Origin of the sequence: Vibrio sp. 2092, from assembly GCF_033339635.1 — a bacterium.
Classification (GTDB): Bacteria; Pseudomonadota; Gammaproteobacteria; order Enterobacterales; family Vibrionaceae; genus Vibrio; species Vibrio alginolyticus.
This window is the reverse complement of record NZ_JAWOUY010000013.1, coordinates 65446-80921: the sequence shown is the minus strand read 5'-3', so window position 1 is coordinate 80921 and position 15476 is coordinate 65446. Positions and strand designations below refer to the sequence as shown.

The following is a 15476-nucleotide window of genomic DNA, read 5'->3' as shown; positions in this document are numbered from 1 at the left end:
AAATAAAGTTGTTGCTGATTACAGTGATTCCACTATTTGATGAGCGCCAGAATTTCTTTGAATTCAGGTGCTCGGCAATCTTCGACCATTTCATACAAGCACATTTCTAACCCAGTGAGCACCACACCGTTAGCGGTTAACTTCGCAAGAGCGAGCGCTTTATTGGCAGCGGTTCGGGAAGAGACACAATCCGTGACTAATTCAACGCGATAACCGGACTGGCGCAGAGAAACCGCGGTTTGATAGACGCAAATGTGGGATTCAATACCGCAAACCAACCAGGTATCAACTTTCGCGTTCTCCACCGCGACCTTAAACGTCGCCTCTTTGCAACCATCAAACGTGTACTTGGTAATAGGTAAATGCGTGCTTTCAAGCACTTCACGAATCGGCTCCGCGGTTGGGCCCAACCTTTCTGGATTCTGTTCTAGCCACAGAATAGGCAAATCTAGTGCTTTGGCGCCCTTTACCAGTTTCGTGATATTTTCAATCAGTGCGTCGCTTTCATGCATTAATGTAGCGAGTTTGCCCTGAACATCCACCACAATCAGGCCCGTGTTTCCTTTCGATAACATTTCCATCTCCTATCTTGTGCGACCACAAACCATACTCAACAAGTTGAGCAAAAGTTAATGTATCAGAACCCTTTCATGTTAGAGCAATAAAACCTAGAAAGATGACCTTCGCTCACACATTTGCCCTTAGGTAAGAGTGGTTTGAACTGACTATTTAAATTTCTCTCGAATTAGTTCAATCAAGGCTTTGACTTTATTGGGCAGAAATAAGGCCGAGGGATAAATCAGAGTAAGATGCTGCTTCGGATGCGCGAATTGAGGCAGCACCTCGACCAACAAACCGTCTCTCAGTGCAGGCTTGGAATGAATTTGAGGAATAAACGCGATGCCGTTTCCTGCTATCGCCATCGAGCGCAGCAAGTTGAGATCGTCCGATCGCAACGCGACATGCAAATCTGAATCGAGCAAATCGGCATTGTAACGATTAGTTAAAAGGCGATGCTGCTTAAGATCTTCCACCGTTTTTACTGGCGGATGCGATTCTAGATAGGCTTTTGACGCAACAAAGTGACTACGATAAGGCAAAAGACTGAACTGCACATAGCTGTCATCGGTGACTTTGACCACGCTCGGAAGAAGCTGTAAATCAAACGATTGACGCTTGAGATCGACACTCTCTTGATGGTTTTCAATCTCGACCGAAATCTCCGGATACCGCGTTGTGTACTCGGTGATGATCGCGTTAAACGCGGCAGAGCTCATCAATGCGGAAGGAATGGCTAAACGCACCTTGCCCGTCAGCTCTTGTTGATATTCGTGCATGGCATTTAAACCTTGCTGAATATGGTCAATAGGCTGCCCCACCAACTCAAACAAGCGTTTCCCGTGCTCCGTCAACTCAATGCTGCGTGTTGTGCGAATCAAAAGCTGTACCCCGAGCGATTTCTCTAATTCTTGCAGACGACGACTCACTTTTGAGCGTTGTAGTTGATTCGCCTCTGCCGCTGCACTTATACCGCCGTGAACCACCGTCTGAGTGAATAGGTAAATATCATCAAAATTAACGTTCATTGTCCTATTTTTAGGTCATTTATGTTCGTATTATCATTCTACTGAATTGTGAGTGACTTCTCTATAATCCGCTATCCAACATGTTTAACGGAACTTGTAATGACGGCTGACCAAAAATTCAAACACTGGATGCGAACTTTGATTGTCCTGTTCATCGTACTATTTTTGTACATTATCATTGCTGACCGCCACGCCCCCTTAACGACCGAAGGACGAGTGCAAGGATACGTTGTCCAAGTCGCACCCGAGGTATCTGGTAAAGTGACCGACGTTCTCATCGAGAATAACCAGTCCGTTCAAAAAGGCGATGTGTTGTTTACGATTGATGATCGTAAATACAAGATAGCGCTTGAACAGGCGGAGCTGTCTCTGCAATCCGCTTATGAAAAAGAAGCAACGCTGTATTCTCAACGCGAAGCCGCTCTTGCCAATATTGCCCGCGCACAAGCGACATTTGATAATGCACACCGCGAGTACAACCGCTTACTGACACTATCGAAGCAGAAAGTCATCTCTCAATCGACACTCGATAATGCCTTTGCCCAAAATCAGGTATCACGTGCAGCGCTTAAAGCGGAACGACAAAACTTAAAAGTCATTGAGGCGCAATTAGGCGATCAAAAAGGTCAAAGCACCGCCGTTCGAATTGCCAAAAACGGCATCGAAAAGGCGCAACTTGATTTGGCAAATACCGCGGTACTCGCTCCCAGTGATGGTGTCGTGACCAACCTGCAACTAGAAGTTGGCACGATGGCAAACACCAACATGCCATTGCTGACGTTTGTACCAACAGGATCACTCTGGGTAGCCGCTGATTTTCGTGAAAAGTCCGTCGCGAACGTAGACAAGACTTTCCACGCCTTGGTCACATTTGATGCCAACCCAGGTTCGGTGTACGACTTTGATTTAGCTAGCCGCGATTACGGTGTAGCAGCCGCACAACAAACGCCTAATGGCGCACTGACCAAAGTGGAAGTGAACAACCGCTGGGTACGTGATGCGCAGCGTACACGAGTGAACCTAACCAGCAGCGAAGAGTTACCACCAGCACTGTTTGTCGGCTCTCGCGCTACCATTGTTTTGTACCCAGACAACAGCATTTTCTGGCAGTTGATGGCGCAAGCACAGATTCACCTCGCAAGCTGGTTCCACTTCATTTACTAGGCGGCGACAATGAAAACCTTACGAATTTGGTTCGGCTGCTCTTTAGGGCTCGCGCTAAGCATGATCTTCGGTTGGTCTTACGGATTTTTTGCCATCATGATGCCGCTGTTTATATTGGGCAGAATGGACAACTTTAATATTTCGGCTTTATTGATCGTGTTTTTCTCTGCGGTGTGGACAACCATACAAGCCACATTTTTGCTGGAATACTTGCAGTTTCATCCAACATTAATGACCGTTGCCGTCGGAATCATGATGCTGTTCAAGTGCATTGCAATGATGAACCAGAAAACCTATTTGTTTGGTTACATGGGGCTGTTGGTGGGTTCAATTGTGTTGAATTTTGCCAGCTATAACTTCATGGATATTGAAGAGTTCAACGTCAACATGTGGGTGATGGCGTTCAGCAATATTTTTGTTTGCGCATTCGCGTATTGGTTGTTCCCGGAGCCAAAATCCCCCGCCGAGCACATTGAGATGTCGACCCCAGTAAAAAGCGATATTGACTACATCAGCCAAGTTGCTATGGGTTGGGTAGTGGCGATGGCGGCATTTATCGTATTCCAAGTAGCGGACTTATATGACTCGCTGTCCGCACAAGCTTCCATTTTGATCATCCTAACCCCAATGACTTTAGCGGGCTCGCTCGCCATGGCAAAAATTCGCATCATCGGCACCGCACTAGGCTGCATCGCAGGGATGGCTGTTCAGCTGATATTGGGCAGTTGGTATGGGCATGGGCTACTCTTTTGGCTCGCCTTTACCATTGCAATGGGGCCATTCTGCTTGTGGCTCACCAAAGGGCAAATTAAAGCGGCTATCGCGTTTTCTGCCATGTCTGCCCTATCGGTTCCGCTGACGACCTCATTGGTGCCAGAACAAAAAGACGCGTTCTTTTCGATCTTGTACCGTTTCAGCTCGATTTTCGTCGCGGTTCTGCTCACCGCGATGGTGATGTGGGTGGTGCATCACTGGATTCGTGTGATGTTGCTAAAGCATCCTGAGATTAAGAGCGTGGAGTTGAATTAAATCTGGCCGAGGCTGGAAACGGGAAATGTATGCCGATCACTTTACTGTGAGCGGCATTTTTATTTAAAACGGTCACCCTGAACATTGAGGAACGAGCGTGGTTCAGGATCGACTCACCGAGTGCTGTGAAGTTCTGAGGTTATCGCCATTTTCCAGTGAGTTGTTAGTAGATTCCTAGTCTCGTCTAGACTCGCTGGAATGACCCAAATTTGAATACAAGCCAAATAGTTGGGTAGGTGAGTAACGTATCTCTTAACATCCGTCATCCTGAACAGCGAAGGACGAACGTGATTCAGGATCTACCCACCGAGTGCTTTGAAGTGCGAAAGTTATCGCTATTTCCTAGCGTGCTGTAATCAGATTCCTAGTCTCGTCTAGACTCGCTGGAATGACCCTACCTTAGAGCTGCTCTAATACCTGAGGGATGGCGAGCAATGTATCTTCCAACATCCGTCATCCTGAACAGCGAGGGACGAGCGTGATTCAGGATCTACCCACCGAGAGCTTTGAAGTGCGAAAGTTATCGCTATTTCCTAGCGAGCTGTAATCCGATTCCTATTCTCGTCTAGACTCGCTGGAATGACCCTCTCTTGGAGCAGATCCAATACCTAGGGTTGTGGCGAGCAATGTATCTTCCAACATCCGTCATCCTGAACAACGAGGGACGAGCGTGATTCAGGATCTACCCACCGAGTGCTTTGAAGTGCGAAAGTTATCGCTATTTCCTAGCGAGCAGTAACCCGATTCCTAGTCTCGTTTTAACTCGCCGGAAAGACCCTATCTTGAAGCTGCTCCAATACCTAGGGTTGTGGCGAGCAATATATCTTCCAACATCCGTCATCCTGAACAGCGAGGGACGAGCGTGATTCAGGATCTACCCACCAAGAGCTTTGAAGTGCGAAAGTTATCGCTATTTCCTAGCGAGCTGTAATCCGATTCCTATTTTCATTTAAACTCGCTAGATTGACCCTAATTTTAGTTCATGGTGCGGAGCCTAAGTATTAATATCAACCCACCAACTCTTTACGAATGATCTCCGCACCCGCACTTAACGCATTGAGCTTAGCGGTCGATACTTCACGAGACAAAGGTGCCATACCGCAGTTGGTACATGGGTAAAGCTTGTCGGCATCAACGTACTTCAACGCCTCTCGCAATGTGTTCGCTACTTCTTCTGGCGTTTCAATTTCGTTAGTAGCGACGTCAATCGCACCAACCATCACCTTCTTACCGCGAATCAACTCAAGCAACTCAATAGGCACTCGCGAGTTATGACACTCAAGCGAGATAATATCGATATTTGACTGCTGCAATTTAGGGAATACTTCTTCGTATTGTCGCCATTCAGTGCCTAGCGTTTGCTTCCAATCTGTGTTCGCTTTGATGCCGTAGCCATAGCAGATATGCACCGCAGTTTCACATTTCAGCCCTTCAATCGCACGCTCTAAACATGCAATGCCCCACTCGTTCACATCATCGAAGAACACATTGAACGCAGGTTCATCGAATTGAATAATGTCGACACCCGCCGCTTCAAGCTCTTTCGCTTCTTGGTTGAGGATCTTCGCAAATTCCCAAGCCAGCTTTTCACGGCTACCGTAATGATCATCATAAAGCGTATCGATCATCGTCATAGGGCCTGGCAGTGCCCACTTGATAGGTTGCTTAGTTTGCTGACGCAAGAACTTTGCATCTTCAACAAACACGGGCTTTGTGCGGCTTACTGGGCCAACCACCGTCGGAACACTTGCTTCATAGCGGTTGCGAATGGTCACCGTTTTACGGTTTTCAAAATCTACGCCGCTTAAATGCTCAATAAAGGTCGTCACAAAATGTTGCCGAGTTTGCTCTCCATCACTGACGATATCAACGCCTGCCAGCTCTTGTTCTTGCAAAGCGACACGTAGCGCATCGCGTTTGCCATCAATCAGTTCTTCACCTTGCAGTTTCCACGGCGACCAAAGTTTTTCTGGTTCCGCTAGCCAAGAAGGTTTCGGTAAGCTCCCAGCCGTTGAAGTCGGTAATAGTGTTTTCATCGTCATTCCTTTCTAGATTCTCGTTATCGATTACGCGTAGCTTGCAGACCATTGTTCAAGCACAGATTGATAAGGTTTGATGAAATGCTCCTCGGCAAATTTCCCTTGTTCAACTGCCAGTTGGCTGCGCTCTTCTCGGTCGTAAACGATTTGAGTTAGCGAGTGGTCTAGGTTTTTTAGGTTTGGCTGGTAGCAATTACCGGCAACCGCGTTGGCATTGTAAATCTCAGGTCGGTAAATCTTCTGGAATGTCTCCATCGTGCTAATCGTACTGATAAGCTCTAGGTTTGAATAATCGTTCAACAAGTCACCGAAGAAGTAGAATGCCAATGGTGCAACACTGTTTGGCGGCATAAAGTAGCGCACCTGTAAGCCCATCTTTTTGAAGTACTGCTCCGTCAACGAAGATTCGTTCGGCTGATATTCAAAGCCCAAAACAGGATGTTGGTTTTCAGTACGTCGGTATACTTTGTTGTCCGATACGCTCAGACAAATCACTGGCAGCTTTTTGAAATGCTGTTTGTAAGACTCAGAATTAACGAAAGCTTTGAACAGTTTGCCATGCAAATCACCGAAGTTCGCTGGGATGCTGAACTGTGGCTGGTTTTTGTTGTGGTCCAACAGCAAAACGCTAAAGTCGTAATCACGCACGTATGAAGAGAAGTTGTTGCCCACAATGCCTTCGATACGCTCGTTAGTGTTGTGGTCAACAATGTTAGTTTTGAGCACTTCAATCGATGGGAAGGCTTCTCCACTACCTTGGATATCCATATCAACGGAGATGATTTCAAGTTCAACGGAGTAGCGGTCACCTTGCGCGTTATCCCAATATGCCAACGCATTAAAACGATTGTCGATCATTCGGAGTGCATTGCGCAGATTCTCTCGGCGGTAGTTTCCGCGAGCCAGATTAGCAAAGTTGGTAGTGATTCGCGTGTTGTCTGATGGTTGGTAATTCTCATCAAAGCGAATGCTTTTGATAGCAAATGTGAAATCGTTATTCATCGTGAGTTGGTATCCTATTTCCTTAGATAAAGCAGACTTTTCCTAACTCTGTGCATGGGGACATTTTTTGTTTTTTGGTTTTCCCAATCGTTAGGTTGCACAACACTTACGACGAACGGTTCGTACAAAAAACGACCGTCGCAGTGCCTAACACCAGAGCAGTCCTTTTTTTATACTTGCTTCACGAGTTGAGTAATATTGGTATTGTTTCACATTGAACATGAAGGAAATTCATAGTGGCAGTTCCAACCCTGAGAGAGCTATCGTAGATACTGTTTTTTATTGACACCAATACACGTAACTTGGCGAGCATATTGCCAATATGTGTAATTAAGAAACGGATAAGAGATTAGCAGTACGTAAACCAGTTTAAGCCGAGAAAACGCATTGTATGAACAAGGCACCAACTGGAATATAGGACAGCGTAACTTAAATAGCACTTTTCACACTCCATCGTTTATTCAAGCATTCGTTTAATTAGAAGTACGTTACATTTTACATTCTCGAAACATGATTATTTAATAATCTTATTTATTTCTTTTTCTATCTTTACCATCTTAAACGTAAAGTTTAATTTCCTACTATAAAAGCACATATAACTTTATACATGAACATGGCAACTTCATTGACGGACTTTATCACTAAACTATTATATTAAGCTCTAAAAAAAATAAGAACAAAAAAACATAAACCACTGTTTTAATTTGAATTAAACCCATAAAACCGAGATAACCACATAACGATACTTTACTTAATTTGGTATAACAAAAACCCTAAAAATAACATGGCTAACATTTATAAAATTCACTTTTATCAATAGAAAATCTCAACACAACATTAGAAAATTAAAATTAAGCAATAACTTAAAAAGACAAGACTTAATAACCAAATTCTTATTTATTATAGTTGAGTGGTGAATTTAAAAACTATGAGACATTAATCCCACGAATCTATCCTTTTTCTTTTTTTAATAAAAAACAAGATGCACTATTTCACCGCTCATTTATTGAGCTTGAATTTATAACCTGTCCATAATTATAAAGTGCCCATCAAGATGGTTTAAAACAAAAGTCTTTATGGGCTGACTAATAGGAAAAAATAATGGAAAAACAGCATCTTTCCGCGAGTATTATCGCACTCGCTTTACTTGGTTCTTTAGCACCAGCACATGCTGAAGATACATTGAAATCTTACACTTCGACATTGCTTCAGCTTGATGATGGTGATGCACGCTCGAAAAAAATCCGCTTAATTTATTCTTTAGAAAATGTCTGGAACCAATCTTTGCTACCAAATGGCGCTAAAGAAGCCAAGTTGATCCTAAATGGCGGTTCTGGCTTCGACATGACTAATGTTCCAAACAAAGAACAAATCTATGGTTTTGCTACTGGGGGAGATTACCGTTACACCGTTCCAACGGCTTTTAAGCTGGCACTGAGCTATTTAAATGGCGCCCCTTTACGCCACATGAGCCATGCTCCAGAAAACACCATTGCAACGGCATCTGTCAGTGAGTCGCTAGATTTTAACCTTGGATTCAGTGCTTCTACTTCTCCAAATATTAGTGGGGGAATCTCCTGGAGCAACCGTGTAACGTACGACCAGCCAGAGTTTCAAACGGTTGCCGATTTTAACCAAGCTAACGAAAGCATTAATTGGTTAATTGAAAACAAGACTATCCGCCATAATACGCCAGCTAAAGACTGGTTATTGTATCGTTGGACCAGTTGTGACATGGGTAATTTGATTGATTACAATGAGTTACCTGTCGTTATGCGTTCAGATTTTAAACCACAAGTCGGCGTCGTATATAGAAAAAATGACATTCAAGATGGCCTAGATACATCAGAGGTCAAGCTGGTTGCTGGTTGGCGAAAAACCAATTACTACTTTGGTCGCGACTGGTGTAGCTGGTATACCACTCCAGAAAATACCTGGAAGAAAAATCGTGATAGCAGTCAATGGACAGAGACTAGCCGAGCCGTAACTATCTCTTGGAATGACGATCTCTACCACTAACTTATTAGCCTGCGGCCACGGAATAAATAAGTGGCCGCTATATTTACTAATGAAATAAACGGTAAGACATGACACATGACAAGTAACAAAAAACTCTTGACTGGATCGGCGCTAGCACTTGGTGCAGTACTCGCCATATTTCTAATTAATTCAAATAACAAGAATGCCCAGACCGAACCTGTTGCAAGCCTTGATGAGCAAATCAAGACAGAAGACGCTGCGACAATAAGTGTAACGCCTCCTGAGAGCGATGCTGCTCAAGAGGTTGTTACCGCTCCAACACCACTAAGTCGCAATGATGATACTTCCGACGTCATTCCAGCTACACCTTGGATATCTGCCCCATTAAATGAACTGAGCAATGAACTGTACGATTTTATTGAAGCTGAACAGGTAAGTTACATCAGTACGACCGACTATCCATTCGACGAGAAAAAGCAAAAACAATTGCGAACATTAGCTAAGCAAGGGGGTCCTATCTTGTTTGACAATACGGAGTCATCCTATTTGGATAGCTACGGTGTCAGCGAAACCAAAGTCGTATCAGAGTATTTTGGTACGGCGTCTGAAGGTGATGTCATCATCGCTACCGGAGTACAGAATGCAGATGGCAGCATTCATTATCTAGTTTTGCCTTTGAAGAGCAAAGATCTCAACGATAACAGTAAATTGATTGAGGACACTAAGCTCGCAATCACTCTACTTAAAGAACAAAAGCATGACTTGATAAAAGAGAGACAAAGCGAACATCGCGAATAAAAGTAAAGGGAGATAGCCTCTGTATCGCTATTTCCCTTAAAACTCAGTTCTCAATTAAGAAAAGCTCATCTCTCCCTACTTACCGGCGCTCTATCCGAAATCACCTTGCCATCTTTGATCGTGATGATGCGTTTGGTGCGTTCTGCGAGGGCGTTATCGTGCGTCACGATGATCAATGTTCTGCCTTCGGCGTGGAGTTGGTTGAACAGAGCTTCGATCTCAGCACCAGATTTTGAATCGAGCGCGCCGGTTGGCTCGTCAGCTAGGATGATTTGAGGGTCGTTGACCAAGGCTCTTGCAATCGCAACTCTCTGCTTTTGACCACCAGAAAGCTGGTTTGGTTTATGGTCTAAACGATCCCCTAGCCCGACTTGCTCTAGCAATTTAGCTGCGCGCTGGCGACGTTCTTTGGCTTTGATGCCAGAGTAAACCAACGGCAGTGCCACGTTATCGAGCGCCGTCGCGTATTCCAATAAGTTAAAGCTTTGGAAGACAAATCCAATCTTTTGGTTACGAATGCCAGCCAGCTCATTCGCACTTAAACTTGCGACGTTTTGTCCGCCAAGTTGGTACTCGCCATCGGTGGGTTTATCCAAACAGCCGAGCATGTTCATTAGCGTTGATTTACCCGAACCGGACGGGCCAAGAATCGAAAGAAACTCGCCTTGATTAATGGTTAAGTCAACGCCGTCTAACGCGCGAACTTCCGCCTCCCCGCTTGAGTAGTATTTACAGATGTTGGTCAGCTCAACAAGCGGCTTCGACATGTTCTCTCCAGAGTTATTGTTGTTATTCACTTTGTAGCGCCTCCAACGGGCTGACTTTTGCGGCTCGGTTTGCAGGTAACCATGCCGAGGCCACACCAATGATCATTAAGGTGAGGATGACAATCGCGACAACGACCCACGACAACTCAGGGACAGGTTTACCCAGTTGTTCATAAAAGGCATTGCCCTCTAAAGGAATGGAACTGATGGCAGACACCAGCGCGTACGTCACGCCTAAGCCAAGCGCGCCCCCCATCATCATTGTCAATAAAGACTGCACTAAATAGTGCATGCGAATGGCCGTTGGGGTTGCACCGACTGCCATGCGCACGCCGATATCACGCGTAGATCGCTTTACGGTGGCATACATCACATTGGCAATGCCAACGCCAGCAACAGCTAACGTCACGAAGCCGATAATGCCAAGAAAACTCTGCAAACCTATCAGAAACTGCTGCATACTCTTTTGTTTAAGGAACATATCATCGACTTGGATGACCTGTTCATCACTGACACTTGCCCCGTGCTTACGGGCAATCACTTGCCTGATCGTCTTTGCTAAGGCTTCTCGGTCTACATCGGCTTGTGGTTGCACATTGATGCCACCAATTTCACCGTTGACATGAAATCGCTTCCACGTCGCTAACGGCACAAAGCTGGAATAGTTGATAAGATCCCCCTGTTCTATTTGGGCGCTGTTTTTCTCCAATACGCCCACAACGGTGAACTCCTCATTGCCGATTTTTACCTTTTGCCCCACAGGGTTGACTTGCAATGTGACTGTCGCAAACCAACTAAAGTCCTCATTCGGGTTGAATAAGTCGGCTGCCAGTTCATAACCCAGTACAACGACTTTGCGCGTCTCTTTTTGATCGAGTGGGTTTAACCATCGCCCCCCCGCCATCGGCACCAAATTGGTCATGGATTGAAACTCGCTCGTGACCGCTAACGGCTCTTGCCACGAGCTTCTGTCACCAACGGTGATGCGCTCTTTCCACTTCGCCGTTGGCGCAACGCTTTTTACATCGGGTAACGCTCGAACAACCTCTGAATCGTCCATTTTTAGTGTCAGAAACTTACCTTGGTGAAAAGCACCGTGGTCGACGGTGGCCATCCCTCCGGTCAAATAAATCAAGTTGCCATTACCATTTTGTGCGGTTTTCAATACGCCTTGACGAATACCCTCACCTACCGCCAACATAGCAGCGATACAAAGGGTCGCCCACGCTACTGCCAGAATGGTCAAACCCAATCTCAGCTTTTCTGCGGCCATTTCTTGGAAAATTTGTCTCATCGGTAACAACATGACTAAGCCCTCGCACTCAAAGCAATGACTGGCGTGAGACGCGATGCTCGCCTTGCTGGGAAATACGACGCCATCAATGCCAAGATAAGCGTCACAAGTAAAGACCAAGCAATGGAATCTGGCGTGATCACAGGTAAACCAATCCATTCCGGTAATGCCATGCTGCTTAGGACAGACACCACGGCATACGAAAACATCAGACCTAATGCCGTGCCCACAGCTACCAAAATAAGCCCTTCAAGAATAAACTGACTGAGTATGGATTTTTGAGTCGCCCCGATCGCCAAACGCACACCGATTTCACGCGTGCGCTCCGTAACAGATAAAAACATGATGTTGGCAACGCCAAGCGCACCGACCGCCATGGTCATCGCGCCGCTCGCTCCGAGAAAAATCTGAATGCCACGTAAAATTCCACTGATGACCGCCGCACCTTCACTAAAATCGGGTAATTCGACCGCATCTTTATCACTTGGGTCAAAATGAAGCTGCTTGGCGAAAAAGTTCACGATATTTGGTCGAAACGACGGTGCATCCATCCCATCTCTCGGCTTCATCAATACCATCCAAGGTTTCGCATCCCACAAATCGCGGTACGTTGTTTGAGGAATGAAAACCGTGCGGCTATCGCCGAATGAAATGCCAATGTCCTCACCAACGGTTATCCCTATCACCACAAACGGAATGCCGTTGACTTTGAGCCTATCCCCGATTTGGATTCCGCCCATTTGCGCAATTTGATCGCCTAACACTGCCACGCGAGTGTGGTTTTTCATATCACTTGGTGACAGGTTTCTCGAACCGGATTGCAGCTTGCGTTGCATTAAAGGAAAGTAAGACGTATCAATACCGCTGACCGTACTCGATAAGTTCTGTCCTTTGAGATTGGTGATATTCGCATCCCATTTGGCGTAAACGCTCGACGCCTGTTGCACGAAGCCCGACTGTTTGATCATGTCGACTTTTTCTTGTGGAATATCAATTTGTCGTCTTGAAGGTAACCCTTGCCACGGTTTACTGGTACTCGACGGAAACACCACTTGCACATTGTTGATCATAAAGGAAAACGACTGGGTCTGATGGCGATAAAAGCCTTCGCCAAGTGCGATTAACACCACCACAGAGATCACGCCCCAAGCAATCGCGATAATGGCCAGCACGCTCTTCATGCGGTGCGCCATCAACGTTTGCCAAGTTTGTTGCAATAGACTGCTCATGAATGAAAAGCTCGAGAGATCAACGCCATGGTATCGTCATCGAGTTTCCCTGCGGTTTGCAGTAAGCCGATTCTCTTACGCCAGTAGCTGTACAAGTTGGTTTGCAGACTGTTTTTCGCCTCAAACAAGCTGTTGTGTGCACTGATAACTTCCGACACTTCAAGCAGGCCAGCGTCGTAAAGTTTCTCTTTGCTTTGCAACACTCTGGCGCGCGACTCAACCAGCTCGTTCGCTATCAAAACTTGATTCCAGTTGATATCGACCTGAGTAAACTGCTGAATAACTCGTTTATGAATATCAATTTCCACTCTACGCATATCTTGTTTGGCGCTTAAAATGTTCAACGATGCTTCGTCCACTTTCGCTCGCACTGCACCATTGAGGTCAATCGGCAAACTCAAACTAATCCCAGCGTTAAACTCGCCGTTTGAACGATTGTCACCATCGCTGTAGCCCACACTGCCTTTGACGGTCGGGTAGTATCCACCTTTAGCTGAATCTTTCGCGAACTCGCTCGCTTTCACCATCTGCGCCGCCACCAACAGCTCTGGACTGCTGTCTTTCGCCAGTTTTAGCCATTGCTCCTGAGAGTCCACCAGCATCGGCGGCTGAATCAAAGAATCCGTTCGAATTTGGTCGACACTCTCCGGCATTTGATTGATTAACGCCGCAAGCTCTGCTTTTTTCACTTCGAGATCGGCTTTTGCATTGAGGATACTTGCTTGCTCAGAGACTTGATTCGCTCGCATCTCTTCAACATCAACCGACTTCACTTTGCCTGCTCGATAGCGTTTCTCAATGATGTTGAGAAGTTCCTTCCCCTCCTCCAGCTTGGACTGCGCCAATTTGAGGTCGCCCTGTGCGCTTGCCACATCTAGGTAAGCGGTGAGCAACTTCTGCGCAAGCTCGTTATGCGATTGAGATAGCTCTAACTGTGCTTTGAGATAATTGGCATTCGCTTGATCCAGTTCCGACCACAAACTGCTATCCCAAATAGTTTGAGATAAGGTCGCGCCGTAACTGTTGGAATGGCTTGAGGACTCATTCCAATCCGCTGACGCACTGGCACTTAAACCCGGCAATAACGCACTGCGGCTACTCTGTACGCCAACCTCGCCAAGCTGGACACCGATTTTCGCTTTTTCGTAATTTGGATCGTTCTGCTTTGCTTGTTGCCAAGCTTGTTCAATAGAAATTGCGTAGGTCGGCAAACTGAGCGTGGCAGCCAACAATGCAAAGGCGATTGTTGATCGTTGCAGCTTAACCATGCGCCGCTCCCATCATGCTGTTGTCGATAACCTCTTCATCAAGCTCCACGCCGTCAAGCACTTCGACATTGATGCCATCTGACAGACCGAGTTTCACAGGTTGTTTATGAAACCCTTGTTCTGAGCTGTCGGGGATCAGAACATTCGGTGCGTCACCATCAAATTGCAGAGCGCGCTCCGGTAGAGTGAGCACGTTTTCAGACTTCTTCAGAATGATTTGAGCCGTCGATGAAAAACCAGAACGAAGCAACACATCTTGTGGGATCTTGAGTTCTCCCACTTCAACCTCAAAACCGTTATCAAAACTTTTTGCCGAAGCATTGCCCTCTGGTGAGTTAAGGTTCTCAGATTGAATCGCCACTTTGGTTAGCACACCAGAAATCGCCACATCAGGATAAGGCGCAACCGTCAACATAACGGGCATTCCCGGAGACAACTGCGCAGCATCATGCTCACTGACGCTACCTTTAAAAATCAGACTGTTCATGTCGGCCAATGACATCATTTCAGTCGCGGCTTGGCTTGATTGAGTCGAGATGATCGGCTCTCCGACCTCAACTTTCTGGTTGAGTACCGTGCCATCAATTGGCGCGTAGATCGTCGACGTTAAACGTGCATCGCCGATAGACGCCTCACCACTGCGGATGAGTTCGAGATTCTGGCGCTTTTGCAATACGTCCGCTTGCGCAGATTTGACTGCCGAGCGCGCACTTACGTATTCGTCGTAGTTACTTGGAATAATGTCCTGCTTGACCAAGCTTTCTAAGTTGGACAGTTTTTGTTTGGCGGATTCCAGATCGGCTTCGCTACGCATGAGCTCTGCCGATGCATCCGTTAATGCTTGGGGTGTTGGGTTTGGACGCACTTTGATCAGCGGCTGGCCTTGCTTCACCTTTTCACCAACTTTCGCGTACACTTCACCGACGATACCGTCGATTTGTGACTTGATAGACACAGAGTGTGCAGGGACAATTTTACCAACAGCCACAGCTTGTTTTTCAATCGTGCCTTTTTCCACAATCAATGTAGGCAGCAATTCTGGTTGAGCAGCAGATTGGAGATAGAAATACGTACCACCGCCGAGCAGCGCAATGCTCACAGCGGAGACAAGCCAACGTTTCGTCATTATTTATTCCAACAATTATTGGGTAGTCTAATGACTACTCCTAAAACACAAAGTTGAAGGAATAATATCCTGCTTTAATAGCGGTTTGGTTGTCACAGTTGGTATGGTTTTGTCAGTCACCTCTGACAATCAAAGACTAAAAAAATCTCGAGGAATCATTCAGCAAAGACGCTGTCTACGATGGCGACTAACAT

13 protein-coding genes are annotated in these 15476 nt (G+C 46.1%); 4 read left to right on the top strand and 9 right to left on the bottom strand.

The genetic code is table 11. The features are described from left to right. Positions 1-32: 32 nt before the first annotated feature. Together R7P80_RS19995 and R7P80_RS19990 are read right to left on the bottom strand one after the other, a co-directional pair. Positions 33-575 (bottom strand): hydrolase, encoded by a 543-nt coding sequence (locus tag R7P80_RS19995; protein WP_005457944.1) that lies wholly within the window; start codon positions 573-575, stop codon positions 33-35. A gap of 150 nt (positions 576-725) precedes the next feature. After that, positions 726-1586: a LysR family transcriptional regulator gene (locus tag R7P80_RS19990; RefSeq protein ID WP_017634710.1), complete on the bottom strand. Its 861-nt coding sequence runs from the start codon at positions 1584-1586 to the stop codon at positions 726-728. 99 nt (positions 1587-1685) lie between these two features. On the opposite strand from R7P80_RS19990, the gene R7P80_RS19985 reads away from it, so the two are divergent. Both R7P80_RS19985 and R7P80_RS19980 read left to right on the top strand, forming a co-directional pair. Then, complete coding sequence (locus tag R7P80_RS19985) at positions 1686-2750, top strand: HlyD family secretion protein (protein ID WP_005376744.1); 1065 nt, start codon at positions 1686-1688, stop codon at positions 2748-2750. Between the two features lie 9 nt (positions 2751-2759). Next, entirely contained in the window at positions 2760-3779 is a 1020-nt protein-coding gene (locus R7P80_RS19980; RefSeq protein WP_025767250.1) for a DUF2955 domain-containing protein, read from the top strand. A 1007-nt stretch (positions 3780-4786) separates the two neighbouring features. Here the strand turns inward: R7P80_RS19980 and R7P80_RS19975 are convergent. Then, entirely contained in the window at positions 4787-5815 is a 1029-nt protein-coding gene (locus R7P80_RS19975; RefSeq protein ID WP_031780992.1) for a methionine synthase, read from the bottom strand. A gap of 30 nt (positions 5816-5845) precedes the next feature. Further along, on the bottom strand, positions 5846-6820 hold the full coding sequence (locus R7P80_RS19970) for a DUF1852 domain-containing protein (protein WP_025767248.1): 975 nt from the start codon (positions 6818-6820) through the stop codon (positions 5846-5848). A 1101-nt stretch (positions 6821-7921) separates the two neighbouring features. On the opposite strand from R7P80_RS19970, the gene R7P80_RS19965 reads away from it, so the two are divergent. Together R7P80_RS19965 and R7P80_RS19960 are read left to right on the top strand one after the other, a co-directional pair. Continuing rightward, positions 7922-8839 (top strand): leukocidin family pore-forming toxin, encoded by a 918-nt coding sequence (locus tag R7P80_RS19965; protein WP_005376731.1) that lies wholly within the window; start codon positions 7922-7924, stop codon positions 8837-8839. A gap of 75 nt (positions 8840-8914) precedes the next feature. Beyond that, positions 8915-9598: a hypothetical protein gene (locus tag R7P80_RS19960; RefSeq protein ID WP_064354156.1), complete on the top strand. Its 684-nt coding sequence runs from the start codon at positions 8915-8917 to the stop codon at positions 9596-9598. A gap of 65 nt (positions 9599-9663) precedes the next feature. On the opposite strand, the gene R7P80_RS19955 is transcribed toward R7P80_RS19960, so the two are convergent. The 5 genes from R7P80_RS19955 to R7P80_RS19935 are packed head-to-tail and all read right to left on the bottom strand — an operon-like array spanning position 9664 to position 15282. Then, positions 9664-10365: an ABC transporter ATP-binding protein gene (locus tag R7P80_RS19955; RefSeq protein WP_151514991.1), complete on the bottom strand. Its 702-nt coding sequence runs from the start codon at positions 10363-10365 to the stop codon at positions 9664-9666. A 22-nt stretch (positions 10366-10387) separates the two neighbouring features. Then, positions 10388-11671, bottom strand: coding sequence for an ABC transporter permease (locus tag R7P80_RS19950; RefSeq protein ID WP_213874788.1), 1284 nt, complete (start codon positions 11669-11671; stop codon positions 10388-10390). A gap of 2 nt (positions 11672-11673) precedes the next feature. Beyond that, positions 11674-12888 (bottom strand): ABC transporter permease, encoded by a 1215-nt coding sequence (locus R7P80_RS19945; RefSeq protein ID WP_151514993.1) that lies wholly within the window; start codon positions 12886-12888, stop codon positions 11674-11676. Continuing rightward, the gene (locus R7P80_RS19940; RefSeq protein ID WP_151514994.1) at positions 12885-14156 is read right to left on the bottom strand and encodes a TolC family protein; all 1272 of its coding nucleotides are present in this window, start codon (positions 14154-14156) and stop codon (positions 12885-12887) included. Before R7P80_RS19940 ends, R7P80_RS19945 begins: the two co-directional genes overlap by 4 nt. Further along, positions 14149-15282: an efflux RND transporter periplasmic adaptor subunit gene (locus tag R7P80_RS19935; RefSeq protein ID WP_005457947.1), complete on the bottom strand. Its 1134-nt coding sequence runs from the start codon at positions 15280-15282 to the stop codon at positions 14149-14151. Before R7P80_RS19935 ends, R7P80_RS19940 begins: the two co-directional genes overlap by 8 nt. Positions 15283-15476 lie beyond the last annotated feature (194 nt).

Coding starts and splice junctions, on each gene's coding strand:
- R7P80_RS19995 (WP_005457944.1), bottom strand. CDS start 575: ATGTTATCGAAAGGAAACACGGGCCTGATTGTGGTGGATGTTCAGGGC.
- R7P80_RS19990 (WP_017634710.1), bottom strand. CDS start 1,586: ATGAACGTTAATTTTGATGATATTTACCTATTCACTCAGACGGTGGTT.
- R7P80_RS19985 (WP_005376744.1), top strand. CDS start 1,686: ATGACGGCTGACCAAAAATTCAAACACTGGATGCGAACTTTGATTGTC.
- R7P80_RS19980 (WP_025767250.1), top strand. CDS start 2,760: ATGAAAACCTTACGAATTTGGTTCGGCTGCTCTTTAGGGCTCGCGCTA.
- R7P80_RS19975 (WP_031780992.1), bottom strand. CDS start 5,815: ATGAAAACACTATTACCGACTTCAACGGCTGGGAGCTTACCGAAACCT.
- R7P80_RS19970 (WP_025767248.1), bottom strand. CDS start 6,820: ATGAATAACGATTTCACATTTGCTATCAAAAGCATTCGCTTTGATGAG.
- R7P80_RS19965 (WP_005376731.1), top strand. CDS start 7,922: ATGGAAAAACAGCATCTTTCCGCGAGTATTATCGCACTCGCTTTACTT.
- R7P80_RS19960 (WP_064354156.1), top strand. CDS start 8,915: ATGACAAGTAACAAAAAACTCTTGACTGGATCGGCGCTAGCACTTGGT.
- R7P80_RS19955 (WP_151514991.1), bottom strand. CDS start 10,365: ATGTCGAAGCCGCTTGTTGAGCTGACCAACATCTGTAAATACTACTCA.
- R7P80_RS19950 (WP_213874788.1), bottom strand. CDS start 11,671: ATGTTGTTACCGATGAGACAAATTTTCCAAGAAATGGCCGCAGAAAAG.
- R7P80_RS19945 (WP_151514993.1), bottom strand. CDS start 12,888: ATGAGCAGTCTATTGCAACAAACTTGGCAAACGTTGATGGCGCACCGC.
- R7P80_RS19940 (WP_151514994.1), bottom strand. CDS start 14,156: ATGGTTAAGCTGCAACGATCAACAATCGCCTTTGCATTGTTGGCTGCC.
- R7P80_RS19935 (WP_005457947.1), bottom strand. CDS start 15,282: ATGACGAAACGTTGGCTTGTCTCCGCTGTGAGCATTGCGCTGCTCGGC.